The 23,352-nt window shown below is 61.6% G+C and carries 19 protein-coding genes; 8 read left to right on the top strand and 11 right to left on the bottom strand.

From position 1 onward, the window contains the following. Positions 1 to 85 precede the first annotated feature (85 nt). Complete coding sequence (locus tag C5L10_RS01440; RefSeq protein ID WP_105428205.1) at positions 86 to 874, top strand: TIM barrel protein; 789 nt, start codon at positions 86 to 88, stop codon at positions 872 to 874. A gap of 230 nt (positions 875 to 1,104) precedes the next feature. Here C5L10_RS01440 and C5L10_RS01435 read toward each other — a convergent pair whose 3' ends face one another. Further along, complete coding sequence (locus tag C5L10_RS01435; RefSeq protein WP_245447888.1) at positions 1,105 to 2,517, bottom strand: S8 family serine peptidase; 1,413 nt, start codon at positions 2,515 to 2,517, stop codon at positions 1,105 to 1,107. A gap of 121 nt (positions 2,518 to 2,638) precedes the next feature. Here C5L10_RS01435 and C5L10_RS01430 point away from each other — a divergent pair, with 121 nt between their 5' ends. The 3 genes from C5L10_RS01430 (at position 2,639) to C5L10_RS01420 (ending at position 4,707) form a co-directional block, all read left to right on the top strand. Next, positions 2,639 to 3,181, top strand: a complete 543-nt coding sequence (locus C5L10_RS01430; protein WP_105428203.1) for an RNA polymerase sigma factor — start codon at positions 2,639 to 2,641, stop codon at positions 3,179 to 3,181. Then, positions 3,178 to 3,915 (top strand): hypothetical protein, encoded by a 738-nt coding sequence (locus C5L10_RS01425; RefSeq protein WP_105428202.1) that lies wholly within the window; start codon positions 3,178 to 3,180, stop codon positions 3,913 to 3,915. Before C5L10_RS01430 ends, C5L10_RS01425 begins: the two co-directional genes overlap by 4 nt. A 75-nt stretch (positions 3,916 to 3,990) precedes the next feature. After that, a complete protein-coding gene (locus C5L10_RS01420; protein ID WP_105428201.1) occupies positions 3,991 to 4,707 on the top strand; it encodes a DUF6065 family protein in 717 nt (238 codons plus the stop codon). Positions 4,708 to 5,021: 314 nt separating this feature from the next. On the opposite strand, the gene C5L10_RS33465 is transcribed toward C5L10_RS01420, so the two are convergent. Further along, complete coding sequence (locus C5L10_RS33465; protein ID WP_172716864.1) at positions 5,022 to 5,213, bottom strand: hypothetical protein; 192 nt, start codon at positions 5,211 to 5,213, stop codon at positions 5,022 to 5,024. A gap of 66 nt (positions 5,214 to 5,279) precedes the next feature. Here C5L10_RS33465 and C5L10_RS01410 point away from each other — a divergent pair, with 66 nt between their 5' ends. Then, positions 5,280 to 6,758, top strand: a complete 1,479-nt coding sequence (locus C5L10_RS01410) for an SLC13 family permease (protein WP_105428200.1) — start codon at positions 5,280 to 5,282, stop codon at positions 6,756 to 6,758. Positions 6,759 to 6,899: 141 nt separating this feature from the next. After that, positions 6,900 to 8,075: a glycerate kinase gene (locus C5L10_RS01405; protein ID WP_105428199.1), complete on the top strand. Its 1,176-nt coding sequence runs from the start codon at positions 6,900 to 6,902 to the stop codon at positions 8,073 to 8,075. A 108-nt stretch (positions 8,076 to 8,183) separates the two neighbouring features. Here the strand turns inward: C5L10_RS01405 and C5L10_RS01400 are convergent, their stop codons facing one another. Next, positions 8,184 to 9,215, bottom strand: a complete 1,032-nt coding sequence (locus tag C5L10_RS01400; RefSeq protein ID WP_105428358.1) for a LacI family DNA-binding transcriptional regulator — start codon at positions 9,213 to 9,215, stop codon at positions 8,184 to 8,186. A 164-nt stretch (positions 9,216 to 9,379) separates the two neighbouring features. Here C5L10_RS01400 and C5L10_RS01395 point away from each other — a divergent pair, with 164 nt between their 5' ends. Continuing rightward, positions 9,380 to 10,327: a dihydrodipicolinate synthase family protein gene (locus C5L10_RS01395; RefSeq protein ID WP_172716863.1), complete on the top strand. Its 948-nt coding sequence runs from the start codon at positions 9,380 to 9,382 to the stop codon at positions 10,325 to 10,327. Positions 10,328 to 10,564: 237 nt separating this feature from the next. Beyond that, positions 10,565 to 11,947: an MFS transporter gene (locus C5L10_RS01390; protein ID WP_105428198.1), complete on the top strand. Its 1,383-nt coding sequence runs from the start codon at positions 10,565 to 10,567 to the stop codon at positions 11,945 to 11,947. Positions 11,948 to 12,168: 221 nt separating this feature from the next. Here the strand turns inward: C5L10_RS01390 and C5L10_RS01385 are convergent, their stop codons facing one another. The 8 genes from C5L10_RS01385 to C5L10_RS01350 form a co-directional block, all read right to left on the bottom strand. Next, a complete protein-coding gene (locus C5L10_RS01385; protein ID WP_105428197.1) occupies positions 12,169 to 13,455 on the bottom strand; it encodes a GGDEF domain-containing protein in 1,287 nt (428 codons plus the stop codon). Positions 13,456 to 13,552: 97 nt separating this feature from the next. Next, positions 13,553 to 16,054, bottom strand: a complete 2,502-nt coding sequence (locus tag C5L10_RS01380; protein WP_245447887.1) for a PAS-domain containing protein — start codon at positions 16,052 to 16,054, stop codon at positions 13,553 to 13,555. A 110-nt stretch (positions 16,055 to 16,164) separates the two neighbouring features. After that, positions 16,165 to 17,037, bottom strand: a complete 873-nt coding sequence (locus tag C5L10_RS01375) for an N-formylglutamate amidohydrolase (protein WP_105428195.1) — start codon at positions 17,035 to 17,037, stop codon at positions 16,165 to 16,167. A gap of 11 nt (positions 17,038 to 17,048) precedes the next feature. Beyond that, entirely contained in the window at positions 17,049 to 18,599 is a 1,551-nt protein-coding gene (locus tag C5L10_RS01370) for a gamma-glutamyltransferase (protein WP_205837005.1), read from the bottom strand. Next, positions 18,596 to 19,273 (bottom strand): RraA family protein, encoded by a 678-nt coding sequence (locus C5L10_RS01365; protein ID WP_105428193.1) that lies wholly within the window; start codon positions 19,271 to 19,273, stop codon positions 18,596 to 18,598. Before C5L10_RS01365 ends, C5L10_RS01370 begins: the two co-directional genes overlap by 4 nt. Continuing rightward, the gene (locus tag C5L10_RS01360; protein ID WP_105428192.1) at positions 19,270 to 20,922 is read right to left on the bottom strand and encodes an ABC transporter ATP-binding protein; all 1,653 of its coding nucleotides are present in this window, start codon (positions 20,920 to 20,922) and stop codon (positions 19,270 to 19,272) included. Before C5L10_RS01360 ends, C5L10_RS01365 begins: the two co-directional genes overlap by 4 nt. Next, complete coding sequence (locus C5L10_RS01355; protein ID WP_245447886.1) at positions 20,919 to 21,749, bottom strand: creatininase family protein; 831 nt, start codon at positions 21,747 to 21,749, stop codon at positions 20,919 to 20,921. Before C5L10_RS01355 ends, C5L10_RS01360 begins: the two co-directional genes overlap by 4 nt. Next, a complete protein-coding gene (locus C5L10_RS01350; protein WP_105428190.1) occupies positions 21,749 to 23,326 on the bottom strand; it encodes an ABC transporter substrate-binding protein in 1,578 nt (525 codons plus the stop codon). Before C5L10_RS01350 ends, C5L10_RS01355 begins: the two co-directional genes overlap by 1 nt. Between the last annotated feature and the right edge of the window lie 26 nt (positions 23,327 to 23,352).

Below are 23,352 nucleotides of genomic sequence, written 5' to 3'. Positions count from 1 at the left end.
CACGGTTGCCGACTTCGCCTGCGGCAGCGCCGAGCCTGATTGAAGACGCACCTTCTTTCGCCCCACAACATTCGAGAGAGTAAACATGGATCAACCCTTCACGCTTGCCGCCTGCGCGGAAATGCTCTGGCGCGACAAGCCGATCGAGTGGCGCTGCGCGCGGCTGGCCGACCTGGGCTTTCAAGTCGGTCTATGGAACTGGCCGGACCACGATCTCGCCAGGCTGGAGAGATCGGGGGCCACGTTTTCGATCATGAATGGCTATCTTACCGGCCGACTTGCCGACGACGAGGGCGCCGACGAGCTGCTGCGTTCCGCGCGCGAGACGGCTATGGTCGGCAAGCGGCTCGGCGTCGCGCGTCTTAACCTGCATGGAACCGGGCTTGGCGAGGGCGGGCTCCCGGCCCGACCCAGCGATGTGGTGACAGGACGGATGTGGCTGAAGGCAAGGGACACGCTTTGCCGCATCGCAGACATGGCGGAGGAGGAAAATGTTGTCTTCACACTGGAAAACCTCAACCTGCCGGTCGACCATCCCGGCACGCCGTTCGGACGTGCCGAGGATACCCTGGCTCTGGTCGCGTCGGTCAACCATCCGCGTCTACGCCTCAACCTCGACCTCTATCACGTGCAGATCGGCGAGGGGAACCTGATCGAAACCTGCCGTGCCTGCCTCCCGTGGATCGGCGAGGTGCAGGTGGCCGATGTGCCCGGTCGATGCGAGCCAGGTACCGGCGAGGTCAATTATCCGATGATAGCGCGCGCGCTCCACGAGATGGGTTATCGCGGGCCCGTCGGCATGGAGGCTTTTGCAAAGGACGATCCGGAGGGTGCCCTCGAGGCATTTCGCGCTGCGTTTACCCTTCGCAGATAGGAGAGTTCCCGTCGCCGTCTGGCTTAGAGCCTTTCCTGTGTCCGCCGGAGCGCTTTTGGTCCTCAATCTTTGGCAGGGCCTAGTAGGGCGCTGCCATCTCGCCCGCGTAATCTTTTCGGTTGGCATGGCCCGTGAGTCCACAGTTGCCGCGCGCGGCTGAAATGCCGCAATTTCTCTGCTCCGCGTTCCAGCCGTTCCCGCCCGAAGGACACGAGCGACGACGCTGGGGCTCATAGTGCGGACGGCTTGATCTCGCCGTTGCCTTTGCAAAGCCCGCTTGCGTCTAGGAGACCCCAACCGAACACAGGGTCTTTCCCGGGCTCCCCGATGTCGTCGGTCAATTGACTTATCTTTGCTTCCAGTCTTTCAAGCGACATATTTGGCTCCTCAGCAATTAACATCGAGACTGCTGCCGTTACGAAGGGTGCGGCGAAGGATGTTCCGGTTTTCTGCCGGGCTCCGGAAATGGACGCGGCGGTCCAGACGCCGACGCCGGGAGCAGCAATGTCGATATGGTCGCCACGAACGGCGCGTCGATAAGGGTTGCGCGCCTTGTCGACCGCCGTCACGGCAATCACATCACCATAGGCCGCAGGGTAAACGGGCTTGGCATTTGGACCGTCATTGCCGGCGGCCGCCACGAGGATCATGCCGCGGGCGGTCGCCGCTTCCACTGACTTCTCCAGCAGCGCGTTTGCCGGACCGGTCAAGCTCAGGTTGACGACCTTGACGTCACGTTGGCTTAGCAGATCGAGCGCGCGCACGAGATCATACGTGCTGGCAATATCCGCCGATCTGCCAAATCGCCGAAAGGCATCGACGGCGATGAGCTCGGCTCCCGGCAGCAGGCCTGGAACCCGACTGTCTGAGGCGCCGACCAGAAGGGCGGCGACAGCAGTGCCATGCTGCGCCCCGGATTTCGTCTCCTCCTCGTTACCGAGACGAATGACCTCCAGCCGGGTATTCATCAGGGCCATGTGGTCGATATTGATCGCCGTGTCGATGAGACCGATGCGGTGTTGCTTCGCACATCCCGCGACTTCGCCAGCCGGCCAACCAACGATCTCGCGGACAAGGGCACAGCCATGCCCTGTGCAGCCTCCCCCGTTTTCCGTTTGCGGCTGATAGAAGTGGTTGAAATCGACCGACGCCGTCGCGCTGCGAGCAACAACTGCAGCACGCGCTGCATCGAGCGTCATGTTACGCGGCACGGTAAGCCGGACCATTTCGCTGCCAATGATCGAAACCTGGGTGCGATCTTCAAGGACGAACCCCTCCTGGATCAACCCGGTGATAGCGGCTTCCTCAAGGCCCATCGCGACAAGCTCGTTTTGCGAACGTACTGGCACTGGGATTGCACCGCTCGCGGGTGCACGGCGCTCGCGGGAAGGCCAGCGAAAGAGCGAACGTAGGTCGTTTAATCCGCCTCCACCACGATAATATCCGTCGCTGCCACCGCGTCCTCCACGTTCACCGCCGCCGTCATCGTCGCCACCATCGTCATCTCCATCGTCGTCATCGGCAAGCGCGGCGGGAATGGTGAATAGAACTTCGCTCAAGGGCAGGGGCATGGCCATGATTGCTCCCACGGTGATGACGGCAACAAGGCAGCGCAATGATTTTACTATGACTATGAGCAGCATGATCTGTCTCCGTGGCAGCTTTCCCGATCCAGTTTCTCAGACTGCGAAGCCGCTTCCGATTAAACTTTCCCGGAAGTACGTTTGACTCGACAGCTTATTCCCTGCCATGCAAAAAAGTGGGATGGCCACCGACATGCAGACAGTACCGGAACGGCTGGTTGCCTTCCTGCCGAACCTGAGACGGTTTGCGATATCGCTCTGCCGCTCGAGGGAGCTTGCCGACGATCTGGTGCAGGCGGCGTGCGAGCGCGCGATCCTTGCCGCTGACAGTTTTGCGCCCGACAGCAGGTTCGACGCGTGGATGTTTCGCATTCTACGCAATCTGTGGATCGACCATCTGAGGCGACAAAAAACGGCCGGTCCCCAAGCCGACCTGGAGGAAGCAAGCGGGATCTCCGTTCCATCCGGCGAAGCCGCATCACTTGCTCGCTTGGACCTGCTCCACGTCACCGCTGCGCTACAGAAGCTGCCAGACGAACAGCGCGAAGTGCTGGTGCTGGTCTGTGTCGAAGAGCTGAGCTACCACGACGCAGCCGAAGTGCTGTCGATCCCGATTGGAACTGTGATGAGCCGTCTCGCCCGGGCACGAAAAAATCTTGCAGAGCTGACAGGAATAAGTTTCGGGGAACGACGTTCGTCCGATGCGAAAGGCGGCATCGTATGACCCGATATGATTTTGACGACGAGACATTGATGGCGTTCGCTGACGGCGAGCTCGACGAGGCGACAAGCGTCAGGCTTGAAACAGCCCTTGCAGCGGACGAGGCACTGGCCGAGCGGCTGGCTGTGTTCCTCGAAAGCCGCCTGCTGGTCGCCAGCGCGTTGAAGCCGTTGATCGACGAGCCGTTGCCGGAGGCGCTGCTGGCATCGGTGCGCCGTATAGCGGAGGAAGCGCAAGGCAGGCAATCCGAAGCCAGCAACGTTGTGGACTTGCGCCCGAGGCCGCAGGTGAAGCGCTGGGCAGAGCACCGCTGGGTCATGCCCTTGGCGGCAGGTATTGTTTTGGTGATCACGGGTGTTGTCGGTTTCACAGTAGGCCTCAATCTGTACCCATCCACGATGAATTCCAGCGCCCAGGTCGCCGCGGTGCTGGACCGCGAAGCGTCCGGTCGGGATATCGCGCTCGGGTCCGGGGAGATGCTGCATATCATCGCCACCTTTCGCGACAAAAACGGCTCTCTCTGCCGCGAGTACGAATTGAAGCAACCGTCGAGCAGCACGCTCTCCATCGCCTGCCGACAGGATCAAGCCTGGGTGACACAGCTCGCGCTGACATCTGCGAGAACCGAGGGCTATGTGCCGGCCTCCTCGCAAGAAACGATCGATGCATATCTTTCGTCGATCCAGGCCGGTACACCGCTGTCGGCCGAAGAGGAGCGAGCGGCCCTCGCACCCTGACGATTATTTTCGCAAATCAGGAATAAATCTCTCCCGGCGTCGTTCTTCTCGCATCAATTCATGAGGAGAACCGCCATGGCACTTACCCTTCTGAGGAAGCCACAGCCCCGACTGATCTTTTCGTGCCGCAAGGAAGACGAAGGAGTGATCCCGCCGCCGATTCGGGCAAAAACGGCGCTCCCGGACTGGTTCCGGAAGCTTCCACCGGTGGACCACGCCCATGTCTCCCCCACAAACAGCGGCCTGACGGTGAAGCGCTGCATGCCGTTCCTCGACGCCATGGCCGCTGGCTGGGTAATCGGCCTGTCAGCCACTGTCCGGCTGGAAATTTCTGCTGACGGTAAGGACGTCGATTGCGGTTGGGATTTCGACCGGACGATGGTCAGCAATCACGCCGGCCATCAGGTCGCCGGCCATCCGCGTGATTCAATGCCGCCCTGTAAATTCCACAACTACTGGACCATCCGCACTCCACCCGGCTGGAGTTGCCTGTTCGTGCCGCCGCTCAACCGCCCGAACGGTGTCTTCGAGGTCGTCGCAGGCGTCGTCGACACAGACACCTACCAATCGGAAATTCACTTCCCCTTCTTCGCCACCGGCGAGGACGGCCTGCATGTGCTGGAACGTGGCACGCCGATCGTCCAGGTTATCCCCTTCCGCCGCGAGACATCCGACCTCGCCGCCGATATCCGCGCCGAAAGCGCTGCCGAGGGCACTGTGCGAAAGACAATCTTGCGCAAGACGCTTGCCGCCGATGGCTGGTATCGCCGGTTCGCCCGCGCCCAGCGATGACCTTTCTACGAGGACCGCCCGATCTGCCCGTCGCTGGCTCGCACAGCGGCGGCGGTGCCGCGTGGACCCCCGTATATGGCCTATCGCGTTGAAAAATATTCTGTTTTACCTGGAATAATCCGCGCCCGGTGCCGTTTCTCACTCGCAGCCAACGAGGCTGTCCCTCAAAGGAGAACTGCCATGAAGAAGTTCATCTCAGCCCTGAGCGCGTTCCTGTTGATCGGCGCCACAGCGCCTGCACCTGCTGTCGCCGACGACCCGGTGCATCGCTTTTTGCAGAAAATGACGCGCAGCAACGCGGCGAGCCACGTCCGCTACAGCCGCAGTCGGGATGACGATCGGCGCGGTGGCTGGAGCTCGAACCGCAATTCCAACAGCTCGTCGAATTCCTCGAGCAATTCCAGCTCGAACTCGAACTCCAACAGCAATTCCAATTCGTCGAGCAATTCCAGTTCGAACGGCTCGTCTAACTCATCGAGCAACTCGAATTCGAATTCTTCTTCCAATTCCTCTTCGAATTCGTCGTCGGACGACGACTGAACCGCAGCCTGAGAGACTGAAAGGAGGGTATGATGGCCCTTTATGCAATCGCCCCTCCCGGACCCCACGCCGATCGGCGTGGGGAACCGTCTCCGACCTTGGAGCGCATGGTACCGCTTACCCGCGTCAAGCAGATCGCGGCGGCAATCGTGCTCACGTTCAGCGCCATGCTGATCTTCCTGGCAATTGACGGCCTCACCATGCCCATGCGGCTGACGCTCGCTGTCTTCGTCGCAACGACGACCGCCTGGACCATTCTCGACCTACCGGATACGCCCGTTGCACTCGCCGGTGCCGGGGTTCTGGCTGTCTTCGGCGCGATCGACGAGGACGTGCTCTATCGCTCCCTCGGTAATGAAATCGTCTGGTTGATGCTGGCGGCGTTCGTCGTTGCCGGTGTGCTGCGGCAGGTCGGCGTGATCGAACACATCATCCGCCGGCTGCTCGCACGGTTCGGGACCGTGCAGGGCTTGTTCTGGGCGCTCACCTTCTTGATCTTCGCCACCGCCTTCATCATTCCCTCGACCTCGGCCCGAGCGGCGATGTTGGCGCCCGTTTATCTCGGCCTCGCTGCGGCGATCGGCAATGCGCGGGTCAACCTGGCGCTCGCGCTGCTTTTTCCCTCGGTCATCCTGCTTTCCGCTGGAGCGTCGCTGATCGGTGCCGGCGCCCATCTCGTCGCCGCCGGCATGATGGAGCACCTGCGCGGGCAAAGTCCCGGCTTTTTGGGCTGGATCGCGCTGGCCGGCCCGTTCTCGCTGCTGTGTTCGCTCGGCGCCTGCGCGGTGCTGCTGCGCCTTTTCCTTACCGCGGACGAGCGGGCGATGGCGATCGCGAAGCCGATCGCCGACGAAACTCCCACCTCCCTGACACCCCAGCAATGGACTGTTCTCGCCATCACCGGCGCAATGATCCTCCTCTTCGCGGCCCAGCCCATGCACGGCATCGGCACGCCTCTCATTGGCATCGCCGCTGCCCTTCTAATGGCCAACCAAAGGGTCTCCGGCCTGCCGTTGAAAACAGCTCTCAAGGCCGTGGAGTGGAACCTCCTGCTCTTCCTGGCCGGCACGCTCGTCATCGGCGAGGCGTTGCTCGAGACGGGGACGGCACAGGTGCTGGCCGAGCGGGTGGTTGGGCTTGCAGGCAATGGCATTGGCACCTGGCCTGCGCTGATCATTGCCTTCGCAGCAATCGTCTCGACGCTCTCGCATCTCGTCATCACCTCGCGCACGGCGAGGGTAACCGTCCTCATACCTGCGCTTGCCTTGCCCGCCGCAGCCCTCGGTGTTGATCCGCTCAATCTGGTGATGGTTGTCACACTGGGAAGCGGCTTTTGTCAGACGCTGATGGTCTCCGCCAAGCCGGTGGCGCTATTTGCCGCCATGGATCCGCCGCCTTTCGGACAAGCCGACCTGATCCGGTTTGCCGGTTTGCTGATCGTTCCGTTCCTCGCGCTGATTGTGGTCTTTGCCACGCTCGCCTGGCCGCTGCAGGGCCTGCCGCTGCACTGAATGTCGGGACAACACAAGGGAAAGGCCGCAGCGTGCGGCCTTTTTGTTAGTCGGCTAATTTATTTTGACGCTGCCGGAATAGACTAGGTTCTGCCCCGTTCCTCCCCCGTCACATCCTTGTCACAATGGAAGGAACACCCCATGACATTCACGGTTCTCGTCGCGCCCTCCGGGTTCAAAGAAAGCCTCTCGGCCGATCAGGCAGCGGATTGCATCGAGACTGGCGTCCTGCGCGCCCTTCCCGGCGCAACCGTCCTCAAGGCGCCGATGGTCGATGGCGGCGAGGGGTTTACCAAGGCGCTCATTAAGGCGACCTGCGGCACCCTGCATCATCTGACGGTGACCGGTCCGGTCAACAATCCGGTCGAGGCACATTTCGGCTTCCTGGGCGGCGACAGCGAGCCAACTGCCGTGATCGAGATGGCTGCCGCCGCCGGACTTAGCCTCGTGCCGCGCGACCAGCGCAATCCCTGCCTAACGACAAGCTACGGCGTTGGCGAACTCGTCCGCGCCGCGCTTGACAGGGGCGCGCACCGCATCCTTCTTGGCTGCGGTGACAGCGGTATCAATGACGGCGGCGCCGGTATGGCGGAAGCACTCGGTATCCGGCTTCTTGACGTGTCGGGCGAGGCTTTGCCTCGTGGCGGCGCAGCACTTACCCGCCTCGCCGCAATTGATGTGAGCGGCCGAGATCCGCGCCTTGGCCGTGTGCGCGTCGACGCTGCCGTGAACTGGCATAATGTGCTTCTCGGCGAGCGGGGCGTCGCGCGGATCTTTGGACCACAGAAGGGAGCCACGCCGGAACAGGTGGAACTGCTGGCCGCGGCGATGGAGACGTATGCCGGCGCTATCCAAAGCTCGACGGGTTTCGATGTCGGCCTGGCGCCCGGCTCTGGCGCGTCGGGCGGGCTCGGTGCCGCGGTCCTCGGTCTCCTCGGCGGCAGGCTGCACCCACGCTACGACATCGTCATGCAATATCTGGAGCTCGACCGTTTCATCCGGCAGGCCGACCTGGTCATCACCGCGGAAGGCAGTCTTGACGGGCAGACCCCTTTTGGAAAGGTGCCGGCCGAAGTGGCCGCACGGGCAAAAAGCGCCGGTGTGCCTGTCATCGCGCTCGCCGGGACCATCGGAAAGGGCGTACGGCTCAATTTCGAGCACGGTATCGATGCCTTCGCCTCGATATTGAGCAGACCTTGCTCGTTGGAAGATGCCATTTCGTTCGCGCCAAAACTGCTTGCGCGGGCGGCGGAGGATGCCGCTCGTATGGTTATAGTGGGCATGAAAGTCGGGGCACGATGGAGGCAGGTAGCGTGAATTTGGTCCCATCCAGATGCGGCAGTCGGAGCGGCGCTTCCATTGAATGGCCGGCGCACGGCGCTGCCGTCTTGCCAAGCGATCAGGAGGGCAATAGTTCAACGTCCTTCAAGACCTGGGCCTGGCGGACGATTTTCTGGGTATGAGGGTCGGTGCCGAAATGCGGATTCGATCGTCAGCCGAAGTGGCACCGCTTGTGAGCAGATCCAAAGCGTTTGAAGCAATCTGCTCGAAGGGGACGCGCAGTGTCGTGAGCGGGGTCGGAAGATGACTGACGATCGGGATATCGTTGTATCCGACGACTGAAACATCGTTGGGTACGGATATTCCTAGGCGTGACAGGCCGGAAAGAGCGCCGATTGCGGTGTTGTCGTTCACGGCGAAGATCGCCGTCGGGCGATCTTCGAGGCGCATGAGCTCCAGGGCCGCATCCGCTCCGGCGTCGATCCCGAAGGTCGACGGCACAATGCAATCCGGGCGGACCGAGATAGCGGCCTCTTCCAGTGCCTGCCTATAGCCTTCGACGCGCCCGCGCGAGCTGGAGGCATATGAAGGACCGGCAATTACTCCGATACGACGATGACCGAGATCCAGGAGGTGGCGCGTCGCCAGATATCCCCCCAGCCGGTCGTCGCCAACCGAAGACAGGCTCCGTCCATCGGTACGCAACGCCAGGACAAACGGTACGCCTCGGGCCCCCAGCTCGTCGGGAAAGTCGTCATCCTCGCGTGCAGTCGAAAGGATCAAGCCGTCGACGCCTCGTTTCAGAAGAGACTCGGCAGCAAGTCTGTCGGCCTTGGGCTTGTCATCTGTCGTTGCGACAATCGCGAAGCGGCCACTTTTGCTGCACGCTTTTGCCAGGGCTTCATAAAGCATTGCCATGACGGTATCGGTCAGCCGGGGCACGATCACGCCAACCGTCATCGTGTTGCCGCGTCGGAGGCTCGCCGCGGAGACATCTCTGACATAACCCATGTCCTCGGCGATTTTCCGGACGCGGCGCGAGGTTTCGTTGTCGGATCGGGGAAGTCGTTCATCGAGGATGCGCGATACCGTGGATTTCGAAACGCCAGCTGCCGACGCAACATCAAGGATGGTCACCCGTGTCTGACGGCTCGCTTCTTCGGGCTTTGATTCCATTTCGCTTTTTTCCATCTGCGGCGTTCTCGCGATCAACGCACCAACCATGCAACAAAAAAAATGTTGACTCCAGTAAAATCGGAAACGATAGTGGGAACGTTCCCATTAACGATCCCATCGCTGATCACGAAGGCGGACAGCGGCTATCTAGGAGGAGAAAACCTATGCCAACGATGGATCTGAGAGGTCTGAGCCCGGCACCCGTTACCGCGTTTACCCGCGACGGAGAGGTCGATTATCCGGCCAATGCCCGTATCGCCAAATGGCTTGCAGGCATGGACGGCGTCAAGAGCCTGGTTATCCTTGGCCATGCCGGCGAGGGTACGTTCCTGACCGAGGAAGAGCGCCTGAAGCTGATCCGCACCTATGTCGAAGCCGTCGATGGTCGGGTTCCAATCATTGCTGGCATCACCGGCGAGGGCACCAAGGTCGCCGCTGAAGAAGCCAAAAAGTGCAAGTCTGCCGGCGCGACGGGTGCACTTGTTTATCCGAACCACGGCTGGCTGCGTTTCGGGTTCCAGAAAGGCGCCCCGCAGGATCGCTACAAGGCGATCTGGGAGGAATCGGGCCTGCAGTGCATCCTGTTCCAGTACCCGGATGCCACCAAGGCTTCCTATGACCTGGACACCCAGCTTGCGATCGCGACCCAGGATGGCGTCGTCGCCACCAAAAACGGCGTTCGAAACATGAAGCGCTGGTACGTCGAGATTCCGGAACTCAAGAAGGCCAACCCGAACCTGCAGATCCTGAGCTGCCATGACGAATGGCTGCTGCCGACCATGTTCGATGTCGACGGCCTGCTTGTCGGCTACGGCAATATCACACCGGAGCTGCTGATTGACCTGATCAAGGCAGGAAAGGCGCAGAACTATCCGGAAGCCCGTCGGATCTTCGAACGTCTCCTTCCGGTCACCCGTGCCGTCTACCACCGTGGTTCCCATATGGAAGGCACCGTCGCCCTCAAGCTTGGGCTTGTCCATCGTGGTGTGCTTGACCATGCCACCATCCGCGAGCCGCTGAAGAACCTCGGCGAAAAGGCCGAAGCTGAGATATTTGCAGCCTTTGAAGCTGCCGGCATCGGCCGGGTTGAGCAGCTTCTGGCAGCTGAATGACTGAGGACGCCCCCGCCTCTCGAGCGGGGGCGTCTTACGGGGAGGGGATTGCGGGCGCATCGGGGAGTGATGCGCCGCGGTCGCACCGTCAGTCACGCTGGTGCCTGGTTAGCCGATGAGACAGCCACGCCTTCCGGATCCACAACCACACCATGCCAAAGGGTCCCGAAGTTTAAGACATCCAACGCGTAGGTTCGACGCCAGGCCGGGAGAGTGGGCCAGGCAGAGGGAGGAAACATGAATATCGAACAACGGATGGCCGCGCAGTCGCCGGCCGTCGATACCCAAGCTGAAATAAGCGCCCGCCTGGAACGGCTGCCAGTGACCCGGGAGGTCTTCTGGGCTCGAAATATCGTCGGCGCAGCGACGTTCTTTGACGGCTACACCGTCATTGCCATAGCCTATGCCATGCCGGTTCTTGTCCGCGAGTGGGGTTTGACCCCGGGACAGACGGGGATGATCTTGTCGATGGGCTACCTGGGGCAGTTGATCGGCGCCATTTGCTTTGGCTGGCTTGCCGAACGCATCGGCCGTCTCAAAGTGCTGCTATTCACCATCCTGCTATTCGTCAGCATGGACGTCGCATGCCTTTTTGCGGCCGGTGCCGGCATGATGATGGCATTTCGTTTCATCCAAGGCATCGGAACCGGCGGAGAAGTTCCGGTCGCGAGTGCATATATCAACGAGTTGATCAGCTCGAAGGGGCGGGGCCGCTTCTTCCTGCTGTATGAGGTCATGTTTCTGCTCGGCCTCGTCGGCGCGGGCTTGATCGGCTATTTCATGGTCCCGGCCTATGGCTGGAAGGCGATGTTCGTCGTCGGCCTGATCCCGGCCGTCCTGATGATCCCGCTGCGCTGGTTCCTCAATGAATCGCCTCGCTGGCTCGCCGCCAACGGCCGCTATGAGGAAGCCGACCGGATCGTCACCAAGCTGGAGAACAGCGCTCGTGCTGCCGGCAAGGAGCTGCCGGAGCCGAAAATCATTGCCGCCCCCGTCCGTCGTCGATCGGACTGGCGTGAACTTTTCCAGGGCATCTATCTCAAGCGCACACTGTCGATCTGGGCGATGTGGTTCTGTGCCTATATGGTCGCCAATGGGACGATCACCTGGCTTCCGACCCTCTATCGCCAGACATTCAACCTGCCGCTGGAAACCAGTATCCTATACGGGTTTATCACCTCGGTCGGTGGCGTGATCGCGGCGGTTATCTGCGCATTGCTCATCGACAAGGTCGGTCGCAAGCGCTGGTACACCGGTGCCCTTCTGATCGCGCCGATCCCGCTTGTCATCCTCGCCTGGCTGGGTGCGACGTCGGCAACACAGGTCCTGATCCTGGCCGGTCTCGCTTACGCCATCGTCCAGACCGTCACTTTCTCGCTCTACCTCTATTCGGCGGAAATCTATCCGACCCGCCTTCGTGCCATTGGCACGGGCACAGGCAGCGCCTGGCTTCGTCTCGGATCCTCCGCAGGCCCTATCGCGGTGGGTTGGGTCATGTCGTCGATGGGCATCCAGTATGTCTTCGGCGCGTTCGCAGCGATCCTTCTCGTCGGTGCCCTGGTGACGGCCCTCTTCGCGGTCGAGACCAAGGGTCAGGTTCTGGAGGAACTTTCGCCGTAAACGGCACTATCTCTTTCGAAGAGGGGATGATGGCTTGGCGTGCAACCGCTAAGCCATCATCATATGTAGACTTCGATGTTGTAAGGCTGGGCTCGCCGGCTTGCGGTTGATCGATAGCCGGGTTCGTCACTCCTGCTCAAGGAGGATTTCGCTGGCTCGTTCGGCAGACGGGATGCTGGAACCTGATTCCGTCCCCAGCTAACCGCCATGGCACGGCAGGTTTAATCGGAGGTTTGGCCGGTCTCCGGGGCATGGACTAACAGACAGTTCCGGCCGGCCTTCTTGGCAAGGTAGAGCGCGGCATCCGCCTGGCGCTGAAGATGCTCCGCCGATACGAGTTCGCGGTCCTGCATCAGCGCCGCTACCCCGATGCTGACCGTAACATAAGGAACGACGCGGGAGGTGGGGTTCGGAAGCGACGCCGCTTCTACGCGGCTGCGGACTCTTTCGGCAACAATCCTGGCCTCCTGTTCATCAGCGCCGGGGAGGAAGACGAGAAACTCTTCGCCGCCGTAGCGGGCGACCTCGTCCCGCTCGTCTCTCATGCTGCTCTGAATGATACCGGCAACCTTCACCAGGCAGCGGTCGCCTTCGGCATGCCCGAGGCTATCGTTGAGGCGCTTGAAGTCATCTACATCGCACATCAGCATCGCCGCACCACTCGTTCGCGTAAGGTCCTCGTTCCAGAAACGATAGAGCGTTTCCATCATCGAGCGCCGGTTGGCGACACCGGTCAGCGGGTCGGTTCGTGCAAGCAGTTCCAGCTGGGAATTGGCATCAGCAAGCTCCGCAAGGCGACTTCGGTCTCGCAACTCGAGCAAGAAGCTCTTGTGAGCCAGGATCGTTGCGGTGCGTCGGGCAACGATGGTTGCTGCCACACCGCTTGCGAAAAACAGAGCGCTGGCCAGAGCACTGCCCACCTCGATACCTGGATTGTGCAGTTGAAACACGAGGTAGATACCAAGGGCCGAAGCACCGATCGCCATGGCCCAGCCAAGCAGGATGGGGAATATGATGATCGCAGTGACGGCCACAAAAAGCATGATGGTCAGATGGCGCTCATAAAACTCGCCACCGGCGCTGACGCCCACCAGGGCTACGGACAGGAGGATGAAAAAGACAGCCGAGAGTAGGAAAACTCCCTGCAGCCACAAAGCGCGCGGCCGCAGAAACACCACCGCCGCGACGAGAGCTGCGGGGGGAAGGATGGATGCCGGCCCAAGCATCGACTTCACGGTTTCGGTCGGAAGCAGGATCGCGTAGAGGCCCAACGTCAGGACGTCGAGCACGCTGACCCAAATCATCCATGCGCGAATGATCTTGGCAGTCTGCGGCCAGGAGCGTTCACGAAAAAGCCGGGCCAGCTCTCCGTTGAGCCGGATATTCCGGGTGCGCCCACCCAGCAGGCGCTCGACTTGTTCCACAATGGCCGGGCTCGGCCTCTGGAGAGGTTTCCGCGAAGACGGTCTTGCCGATTTGGTAGAACCTGTGATTCGCTCAGCGTCCATGTGCCGGATTTAGGGCCCAGATGACCGGGGACAAGACGGGCCGTTGAACCGATCGGAGCCGCGTCCCGCAATCACCTCGAGCTTATCTGTTATTACTTTAGGGCTGGACCTCGATCGGCAGGCCCATCTGGTCGGTCAACATCTGGCCTGCGTCTTCCTCCGTTTGCTTAGGCGTCGCGATCGGCAGCTTGATTGTAAACACGGTTCCTTCACCCTTGACGCTGTCGACGTGAATTTCGCCGCTGTGCAACTCGACCACCTGCTTCACCAGGTTGAGGCCGATACCCGTCCCCGCGATGCCGGATGAACTTCTCGCCCGGAAATAGCGCCCGAACATCTTGGGCAAGTCGTCCGCGTCGATGCCGATACCCTCGTCGCGAACGGTAATCTGGACACAGTCGTTTTGCTGCCACCCCGTGACATAGACGTCTGGAGAATGGGACGCGTATTTAACGGCATTTGAGAAGAGATTGGTGAACACCTGCTCCAGTGCCGCGCCGTCGCCATAGATAGTCGAGGGAAGCCGCTCCAGATCGAGCAGGAACCGGTGCGATTTGCGTATGCTTTCCTGCCGCGCACTGCAGGTCCTGATGATATCGCCCAATGCGCATGGCTGGCGGCCGACGTCGATGTGGCCGTGATCCAGGCGGCCAACCGCAAGAATGCTCTCCATCAGCTCCAGCATTCGCGAAACCGCGCTGCGGATCTGCTCCGTTTTCTCACCGATGAATTCCGATGTCACCGCGTTCTTGCGGCGAACGAGACGTTGCGCCGCGCCGTCGATGATCGAAAGAGGTGTCCGGAATTCGTGAGAAGCCATGGAGACGAATTGCCGCTGCAGTTCGTTGACCTGCCGCTCTTGATCGAGCATCCGTTCCAGTTCCGCAGCCTGACGGGCAATTTCCGCGGTTCTGCTGCGCACTGTTTCCTCCAGAACGTCACGATGCTGAAGCAGTGCCCTTTCCGCACGTTTTCGCTCGGTGACGTCGACTGCGGCAATCAGTGAGGCCGGATGAGTGTCGAAGGCAAGTTGGCTCGAATAGATAAAGACTTCGATTTCGGCTCCGCAAGCCGTCCGATGCCGCTGAGAATGATCGGCGTCGCTCCCATGCTCCGCGCCCGGGACCGCGGTTTTCATTCTTTCCCGGTCCTCCGGTGAAAGAATGTCCAGGAGTGTCATGGAAAGAAACAGGTCGCGATCATAACCGTAGTGATCAAGTGCCGCCTGGTTGACGTCGAGAAATTGAAGGGTCCCCCGGTCCTGAACCCACATCGGCAGGGGGTTTCCTTCGAACAGGAGCCGGAAGGACGCCTCGCGCATCTTGAGATCCGTGATGTCGACGCGAATCCCCACGCTTCCGCCGCCGGAAACGCGTCGTTCTTCTATTCGGACCCATCGGTTCCCTGGCAGGCGCTGCTCATGGGCGCTGTTCGGTTCGGCGTGACGGGCCAATCGATCGGTCAGCCATTCCTCCTCGCGGCCGATCGCGTCGGGATACTGGCCACGCTGCAGCCCGCTGCGAAGTCTGTCCTCGAAACCCATGCCCTTGACGAGGGGAGCACCGCTATCGGCGTAAAGCTGTTCGTAGCGGCGGTTCCACATCACAAACCGATCGTTTTCATCGAACAGTGCCAGGCCTTCCGGGACGACTTCGAAGGCGGCGAGCAGGCGCGCATGGGCTGCTCTTGCCTCCTGCTCTGCGCGCTCGGCCTGCGCATGAGCTTCAGCAAGAGATCGTTCGGCTAGTCGCGCCTCGGTCACGTCCTCATGCGTCGACACCCAGCCCCCGTCAGCCGTACGCTGATGACAGCCCCGGATGACCTTGCCGGATTTAAGTTCCTTGACCCAGACTTGCGACGAATCGCCGGCGTTGGTGTCCTGCGCCCATTCGAGGTATTCCTCCATGGACATCTTTGGAACGGCTCCGACTTCGTCCCTCAACTTTATGATGTTTTCGAGCGACTGCCCGGGTTGGATCAAGGCCGGATCGACTCCATAAACCTCGGCGTAGCGACTGTTGGACAAGGCCAGTGTACCGTCCGCGTGGAAGAGACACACGCCCTGGCTCATGCTGGCGAGTGCGGTCCGAAGCTGTTCGTCCTGGCTAAGGATCTGCTTGCGACTGCGGCTCAATGCGAGTTGTGCGATGACGCGCGCACCAAGTTCCCTGCTGTCGATCGTGCTTGAGACACAGTCAGCCGCACCGGCCTCAAAACCAGCGATCCTTCCCTCGATATCGCCCTCGGCAGTGACCAGGATCACCGGTATTTCAGACGCCACCGAACTGTGCTTCAGCCGGCGGGAGATGTGGACGCCGCACAAGTCTGCGAATTGAATGTCGAGCAGGATAAGGTGGGGTTGTGACGCCTCGACGATTGCTTGGTGGTTCTCCAGGCGGTCCTCCGCTGGAACAACCGAAAGCTCGATGTGTTCTGCTGGGAGCTGACGCAGATCCAGCTTGGCCGCATCTGTGCCTATAACGAGAACAGTTGCCCGTCGAGAAGCGATGTTCTGGTCGACCGCCATCGGAGCGGCCCAGCCCTCCGGAGCCTCGGGCAGCGACGATGAATGTAATCGAAGGGGAACCGCTGTCGTCAAGAAGATCGCCTACCATTCCGCACTGGCCTGTTGCATGCCCACAATACGTATTGAGCGTTAAGGAGAGCTTATGCGCGCTTGCCGCTGGACCGGGTGGCGCCCGATGCCCCTCAGCTTTTGTGCAGGACGTAATCTCGCAGGACCGTGCCGAGCCTGGCGAGATTGACTTTCAACTCCTCATAACCGGCGATTTTCTCGCGGGTATCTTCGTCCATGTAGAGTTTGCGGTTGAGTTCGATCTGGATGCTGTGGCGGTTTTTTCCAGGCGAGCTATAGGCCGAAACCAGCTCGGCGCCCTTGAAGGGCACATTGAGCGACACCGAATAGCCAAACCCTTCCAGCGTCTCGACCACCAGTTTCACGAAATCCGGTTCGCTCGACATGCCTTCGTAGTCGCCGACCACGATGTCCTTGCGGACGGTGCCGGCCGGATCGGGCGAGAGCACATGACCGATCGCCGGCATAGAATGGCAGTTGACGTGATAGACCTTGCCGAAGGCGGCGTAAGTTTCGTCAAGCAGGCGAACCAACTCGCGGTGGTAGGGCCGCCAATAGGTGTCGATGCGGCCTTCCAGCTCCTTCACCGTCAACTTACGATCATACATCGGCGTGTTACCCCAGGCGTAACGCCAGGTGATGCCCATGCCGCGGCGGGCCGAGGCACTGTCGCGGACCGGATGCGGCCACTCGCCCTCGATCATTTCCAGATCGACATCCTTCCGCGACCGGTTGAGGTCGAGAAAACTCCTCGGAAAATGCGCGATCAGCAGCGGCGCGCCGATCGACGGAGCAAAGCCGAAGAGGTCGTCCACATGGGTGTCGGCGGCGACGCGCACCAGTTCGTCGGAAACCGTGCGCTCGAAATCCGGCAATGTCAGGCCGCTATGGGGAGAGTCGAACACCAGCGGGACAGCCGGTGCCGTCGGCGGAATGATCTTGAGAACGCCGTCGATATCGACCGGGGCGAAAGTCAGCTCTGTCATCTTGGTCTCGTTCAGGCTGTGGCGGCATAAGCGGCGGGATAGGTGATGTCGGGCATGCCGATAAAGGCATTGCCCCGACGGCCGACCATGCCCGGCGCGGCGAAGGGCCGGGGATAGACGACCGCGGCGGCGGGTTTCACGGTGGCGATCCTTTCGAGCGCCTCGATCTGCTCGGCCGGCATGTCGACATTGACGATGATGTCGTTATGCGGGCCGGTCGTCATGCGCGGCATGTTCATCGCTTCTTCGATGTCGAGGCCGGCATGCAGGATCATGCCGGTCAGCTGGGCCAACGACGGCACGATCTGGTTGCCACCGGCGGCGCCGAAAGCCGCGAATGTGCCGTTCTCGTCGGTGATCGCCACCGGGCACATGTTGCTCGGCGCGTAGGCGTTCGGCGTCAGCGAATTGGTGCGGCTGGGTGTCGGGTCGAACCAGGACATGCCGTTGTTCAAGAGGATTCCGGTCGAGGGCGACAGGGCGCGGGCGCCAAAGCGGTTGAGCAGCGTGAAGGTGATCGCCACCATCCGGCCTTCGGAATCCACCGCGTTGACCTGCGTGGTGCTGGTCTTGTTGGTGGTCTCGGCCGGATTGAGGCGTTTGCGATGGGCGCCGAAACTTTCCCAGAGGGCTTCGGCCATGGCCGTGAAGAAACCAGCGTCGACCGGGCCTTTTCCGCGCTTTCTGTCGAAGTGATCGAGCGCGTCGAAGAGCCGCTGGCCGGCGCTGGTTTCCCCCGCCACATGCACGGTCTTGCCCTGCAATGGCATGGTCCGGGACGGATAGAGGAGGGGGGCGTAACTGGCCAAGTCCTCCAGGGTGATCGAGCTGCCGCCGGCACTGAGGTCCGCGATTAGCTTCTCGCCGATCGCGCCGCCATAGAGCGAATCCGGGCCTTCGTTGGCCAGCTGCTCCAGCGTCCTGGCGAGCTGATCGAGCGGCAGCGTCGCTCCAGGCTCCGGCGCGTGGCCGCCGGTGAGAAAGATCGAACGGGCGCCGGGATCCATGGCGAGCTCGCTTTCGGCGATCGTGATGGCCAGCGTCGTGTGCCAGTCCACATACATGCCCTTGCGGGCACGCTCGATCGCAGGGGTCAGGGCCCGGTCGAAGCCGATCGTACCGTAGCGCTTCAGCGCTTCAGCGAAGCCTCGCACGCATCCGGGCACGACGGCCGCGGTAAAGCCGCGGACATTGCGGTTGTCGACCGATGCCGGGTGGCCGATGAAGGTCTTGATGCTGGGATCGGGCCTGTAGAATTCCTCGTCAAAATACGAAGGCACGCGGCCGGTGAATTCGACGACCTCGACCGTTCCGTCCGGCTGGGCGATCAGCATGTAGCCGCAGGCCGCCAGGCTGGTCATCCAGGGTTCGACGGTCTGCAAGGTGAAGGCGGCGGTTACCGCAGCGTCGACGGCATTGCCGCCCGCCGACAGGACCGCCGCCCCAGCCTCCGCCGCCGCGTAGTGCTGGGAGGTGACGACGCCGCGTTCGCTGACGCCGGCGATCTTGCGATAGATACCGCGCTCGACGCGAAGATGATTATATTGCGGGTTTTCCATCATTTGCTCTCCAGCGCAGCGGCAACCAGACGGCTGGCACCGGAGAGATCGCCGAGCTTTTCGCCGGCTGCGATCTTGTCCTTGTTGCGGCCCGCCCGTGCCTGACGCGCGATTGCCTCCTCGACGACGTCTTCCGCCTCATCGACCGGGATCACCACGATGCCGCTCGCATCGGCAACCACGATATCGCCCGGAATGACCGGGACGTTGCCGCAAGAGATCGGCAGGTTGAGCGAGCCGCCGAGATCGTTGAGCCGTGTGGTGATACCGGAGACGCCGCGTGACCAGAACGGCAGATCGAGTTCAAGAATTTCCTCGACATCGGTGCAGGGACCGTCGAGCACGACGCCGATGGCGCCGGCCGTCTTGATCGCGAAGGCGACGCCGCCGCCGATGCAGGCATGCCGGTCGTCACCGAGCCTGTCGACGAACAGGAAATCGCCAGGGCGGATGAAACCGATCGCGTGGTGGAGAAGGGTGGAGTCGGTTGCCGGGATCGCCACCGTTACCGCCGTGCCGACCAGCGTCCTGCCCGGCTCGACAACGGGGGAAATCGAATGATGCACGAAACCGCGGTGGCGAAAATGGCCGATGGTCGCCACCTCGACGCTTTCGAATTTGGCGATCAGTTCCGGGTCGACCTGTTTCGGCACGCTGCCGATATGATATTTCTTCATGGGGTTTCCTCCCGGGATTTTACCGTCCCGGCCTCGTTTTCACTGGCGTGGCGCTGCCAGCCCCGGCCGGGCACGGCGGCGAGCAGTTCCTTGGTGTAGGTTTCCTTCGGCGCACCGAACAGCGAGGCGGGATCGCCCCGTTCGACGATCCGTCCGTTGCGCATCACCGCGATATTGTCGCAGATCTGGCTCGCAACGCGCAGGTCGTGGGTGATGAACAGGATGCCGAACCCAAGTCTTTCCTGCATGTCGGCGAGCAGTTTCAACACCTGCGCCTGCACCGAGACGTCCAGCGCCGAGACGCTCTCGTCGGCGATCAGCAGTTCCGGCTCGACGGCGAGCGCCCGGGCGATGCAGATGCGCTGCCTCTGGCCGCCGGAGAACTCGTGCGGGAACCGGGTGGCCGAGGCGCGGTCGAGGCCGCAGGCTTCGAGCAGGTCGAGCGCGCGGGCCATCGCCGCCTTGCGGTCGAGGCCATGGATGACCGGACCTTCGGCGATGGAGTCGCCGACCTTCTGGCGCGGATCGAGCGCAGTGTACGGATCCTGGAAGACGATCTGAACCTTGCGGCGTGCCTCGCGTAGCGCCTTGCCGTTGAGGCCGGCGAAATCGCCGCCGGAAATGAGGATGTCGCCGCTTTCCGGCTGCACGAGCCGGATGACGCATTGCGCCAGCGTCGACTTGCCGGAACCGGATTCGCCGACCAGGCCCAGCGTCTCTCCGCGGCGGATGGTAATATCGACGTCGTCCACGGCCTTCACGGTGCGGCCGCCGCGAAAGAGGCCGGAGCGGGCGAATGTCTTGACGATGTTCCTTGCGATCAGCACCGGCTTGCCGAGGCCTTCGCGTTCTTTCCGTGGTGTCAGCGTCGGCACGGCGGCGAGCAGGCGGCGGGTATAGTCTTGCCTGGGGTGGTTGAGGATTTCGTCGCGGGTGCCAATCTCGACCAGTTTGCCCGTCTGCATGACGGCGACGCGGTCAGCGATCTCGGCGACCACGCCGAAATCATGGGTGATGAAGATGATGCCGGTATCGTGCTTGGCGCGAAGCTCCAGCATCAGCTTGAGGATCTGCGCCTGGGTGGTGACGTCGAGCGCGGTGGTCGGCTCGTCGGCGATCAGCACCGAAGGATCGAGGGCAAGGGCGGTAGCGATCATAACCCGCTGGCACTGGCCGCCGGAAAGCTGGTGCGGATAGGAATGGAAGATCTGCTCCGGATTGGGGAGCTGCACTTCGCGGAAGAGATCTATGACCTTCTTGCGGATCTTGGCACTGCTCAGCGACGTATGGATGCGGAAAGTCTCCGACACCTGCTCTCCAACCCGGAAGATCGGGTTGAGGGCGGCGGTCGGCTCCTGGAAGATCATGGCGATCCGCCGGCCGGTAATGTCCCGGCGGGTCGCCTCGTCGAGGGTGAGAAGATCCTTGCCCTCGAACATCACCTTGCCTGCAGGCTTGCCGAGGTTGCGGGGCAGGAGGCCCATGGTGGCGAGGGCGGTCAGCGATTTGCCGGAACCGGATTCGCCGACGATGCAGAGGATCTCGCCCTTGCTGACCGACAGCGACAGATCCTCGACCGCAAAGGCGCGATCGGCCCCCTTTGGCAACGGCACGTTCAGATGTTCGATCGAGAGCCGCTCGTTGCTCATGATGCCGCCTTTTCCGCCTGCGGTGAAAAGGCCGTCACCGAGCGCATGTCGCAGCGGCGCAGGTGTTCGACGAAGCGGGCGCAGAAGCCGACCAGATGCTCGACCATTTTCGCGCCCTTCTCGGCGCTCGCAAGCAAAGGGTCGCCGCCGAGCATGCCGTCGGCATTCACCTCGTCGCAATTGAGCGGCACATGCACCGGTATGCCCTCGAACTGGACATTGTTGACGCCGCCGGTCGGCAGGCCGAAGGCTTTTTCGCGCACTGAGGGGCGGGCGAGGTCCATCCGCATCAGTTCGGGGAAGAGATGCAGGTAGATCGACGTCAGCGGATCGCCGCCATGGCCACGGGCTGCGGCAGAGCCGTGCAGCTCCTTCCAGAGCGCATCCGGGATTGCCTGCCAGAGATTGATGAAGGCGACCGAAACCCCGCGCTCGGCGCGGATACGGCGAAGCGTCTGGTCGAAAAGCGGCGCATTGCTGGTATGGCCGTTCAGGATCAGGATATGCTCGATGCCGTGATCCAGGAATGCGGTCACGGTGTCCTCGACCACGGCCGAGAAGGTCGAGGCCCGGAACTGGATGCCGCCGGGAATGGTCTTGAAGAAATCGGCATAACCAAACGGGATGATCGGCGCGACGATTGCGTCGGACGCTTCCGCCACCTTTGCCGCCACCGCTTCGGTTAGCATGAAATCGCCCATCGGGGCGTGGGGTCCCTGTTCCTCCTGGCTTCCGAAGGGCAGCAGGATGACGGGCTTTTCGGAAAGACGTTCGCGGAACTCCGCGAACGTCATGTCCTTCAGCGCATGCTTGCGTTTGATGCTCATCATACGAACTTGAAGTAATCGCCGTAGATGCGCATTTCGCCGTTCGGCTTGAACTTGAACTGGATGCCGGCGCGGTGGGCGCAGTTGTAGACGCTCTTCCACATGTAGTAGCCGGGCGTCACTTTCTGCCAGGCGTCCGAAAGTTCCAGATAGGCTCGTCTGCGGTCCTCGAACTCGATCGCCTCGTCGAACTTCTTGCCGGCAGCCAGATATTCCGGCGTCGGATCCCAGGTCTTCCAGGTGGCGGTGGAGCGCGATGCGGTCGGGCCCCAATCGAGCCACAGCGGCTGGTAGGGATCGCCGGGGATGAAATCCGAGCTCATCGACATGTTCATCAGATGGTAGGGGCGGCGATAGACGAGTTCGAAATTGTCGAGGATCTGCGCCTCGACATTGATGCCGACCTCGCGCCATTGCTCGACCATGATTTCGGCTGCCGCCTCATAGTTCGGATAATACTGGCGGGTGATGTGCCAGAGGAGCTTCTCACCCTTGTATTTGGTCTTGGCGACCAGCGCCTTGGCGGCCGCGACATCGTAGGGGAGTTTCACCGGCAAGTTCGGGTCATAGAATTTGCCGTATTCCGTGAAGTTGAACGGAACCGCCGGATGTTCCGTGGTGCCGTTGAAGAGCGCCTGGACGATCGCGTTCATGTCGATCGCCTGGACCATGGCGTAGCGCAGGTTCGGATCGACCAGCGGATTGTCAACCGGGTCCGGACGCGTGTTGAAGGCAAGGGCCGGGTAGTTGTCGGCCAGAACGCGCTTTAGCGTCACGCCCTGGTATTTTTCGAGCGCCGCTTCCTGGTCGGTCGGAATGTTGACGATGAAGTCGAATTCCTTGGAGACCAGACCGGCCATGCGGGCGGCGAATTCCGGAACGATCTTCCAGGAGATCTGCTTGACGGGCGGCGGGCCGTCCCAATAGTCGTCGAAGGCCTCCAGAACCATGATTTCGCCGGAGCGGAAGGTGGTCACCTTGTAGGGGCCGGTGCCGATCGGTTTCTGGCCGAAGGCATCGACGCCGACTTCCATGTAATATTTCTTCGGCACGACGAAGCCGATATAGCCGGTGAGCTTGCTCGGGATGTTCGGGTCCGGCCGCTCGGTCTCGATCTCGAACGTGTATTTCCCGGTCGCCGCGACGCGCTTGAAGCCGGCGGTGAAAGTCTTGCCGCGCGGTTCGAACGGTTTTGCGCCCCAGAGACGTTCTGGCGACAGCGTGAAGACCGCGTCTTCCGCGGTCATCTCGGTGCCGTCGTGGAACTTCACGCCCTCCCGCAAAGTGAAGGTCCAGATATTACCCTTCTGCTCCCATTTGGTCGCGAGCTTCGGCGCGAAGATCAGGCCGTTCTCGTCCTTGATGTAGTCGCGGTCGACGAGATTGTCGTAGAAATTTGGAAAGATACGGCGCGACGTCGTCGAGATGCCGTTGATCGTTGCCATATTGGCCCAGAGATTGTCGACCGCGATATTGAGCGACGGCCTGTCCGCCGCATTCGCTTTCGGCAGGCTGCCCACCATCGACAGCGCTCCGGCTCCGAGAATGAGATTTCCCACTTCACGTCTTGTAAACATCGTTCCACCTTCCCTTATTCATTTAT

The sequence above is a fragment of the Neorhizobium sp. T6_25 genome (assembly GCF_002968555.1).
In the GTDB taxonomy this organism is placed as follows: Bacteria; Pseudomonadota; Alphaproteobacteria; order Rhizobiales; family Rhizobiaceae; genus Neorhizobium.
This window is presented reverse-complemented; position numbering and strand designations above follow the sequence as displayed.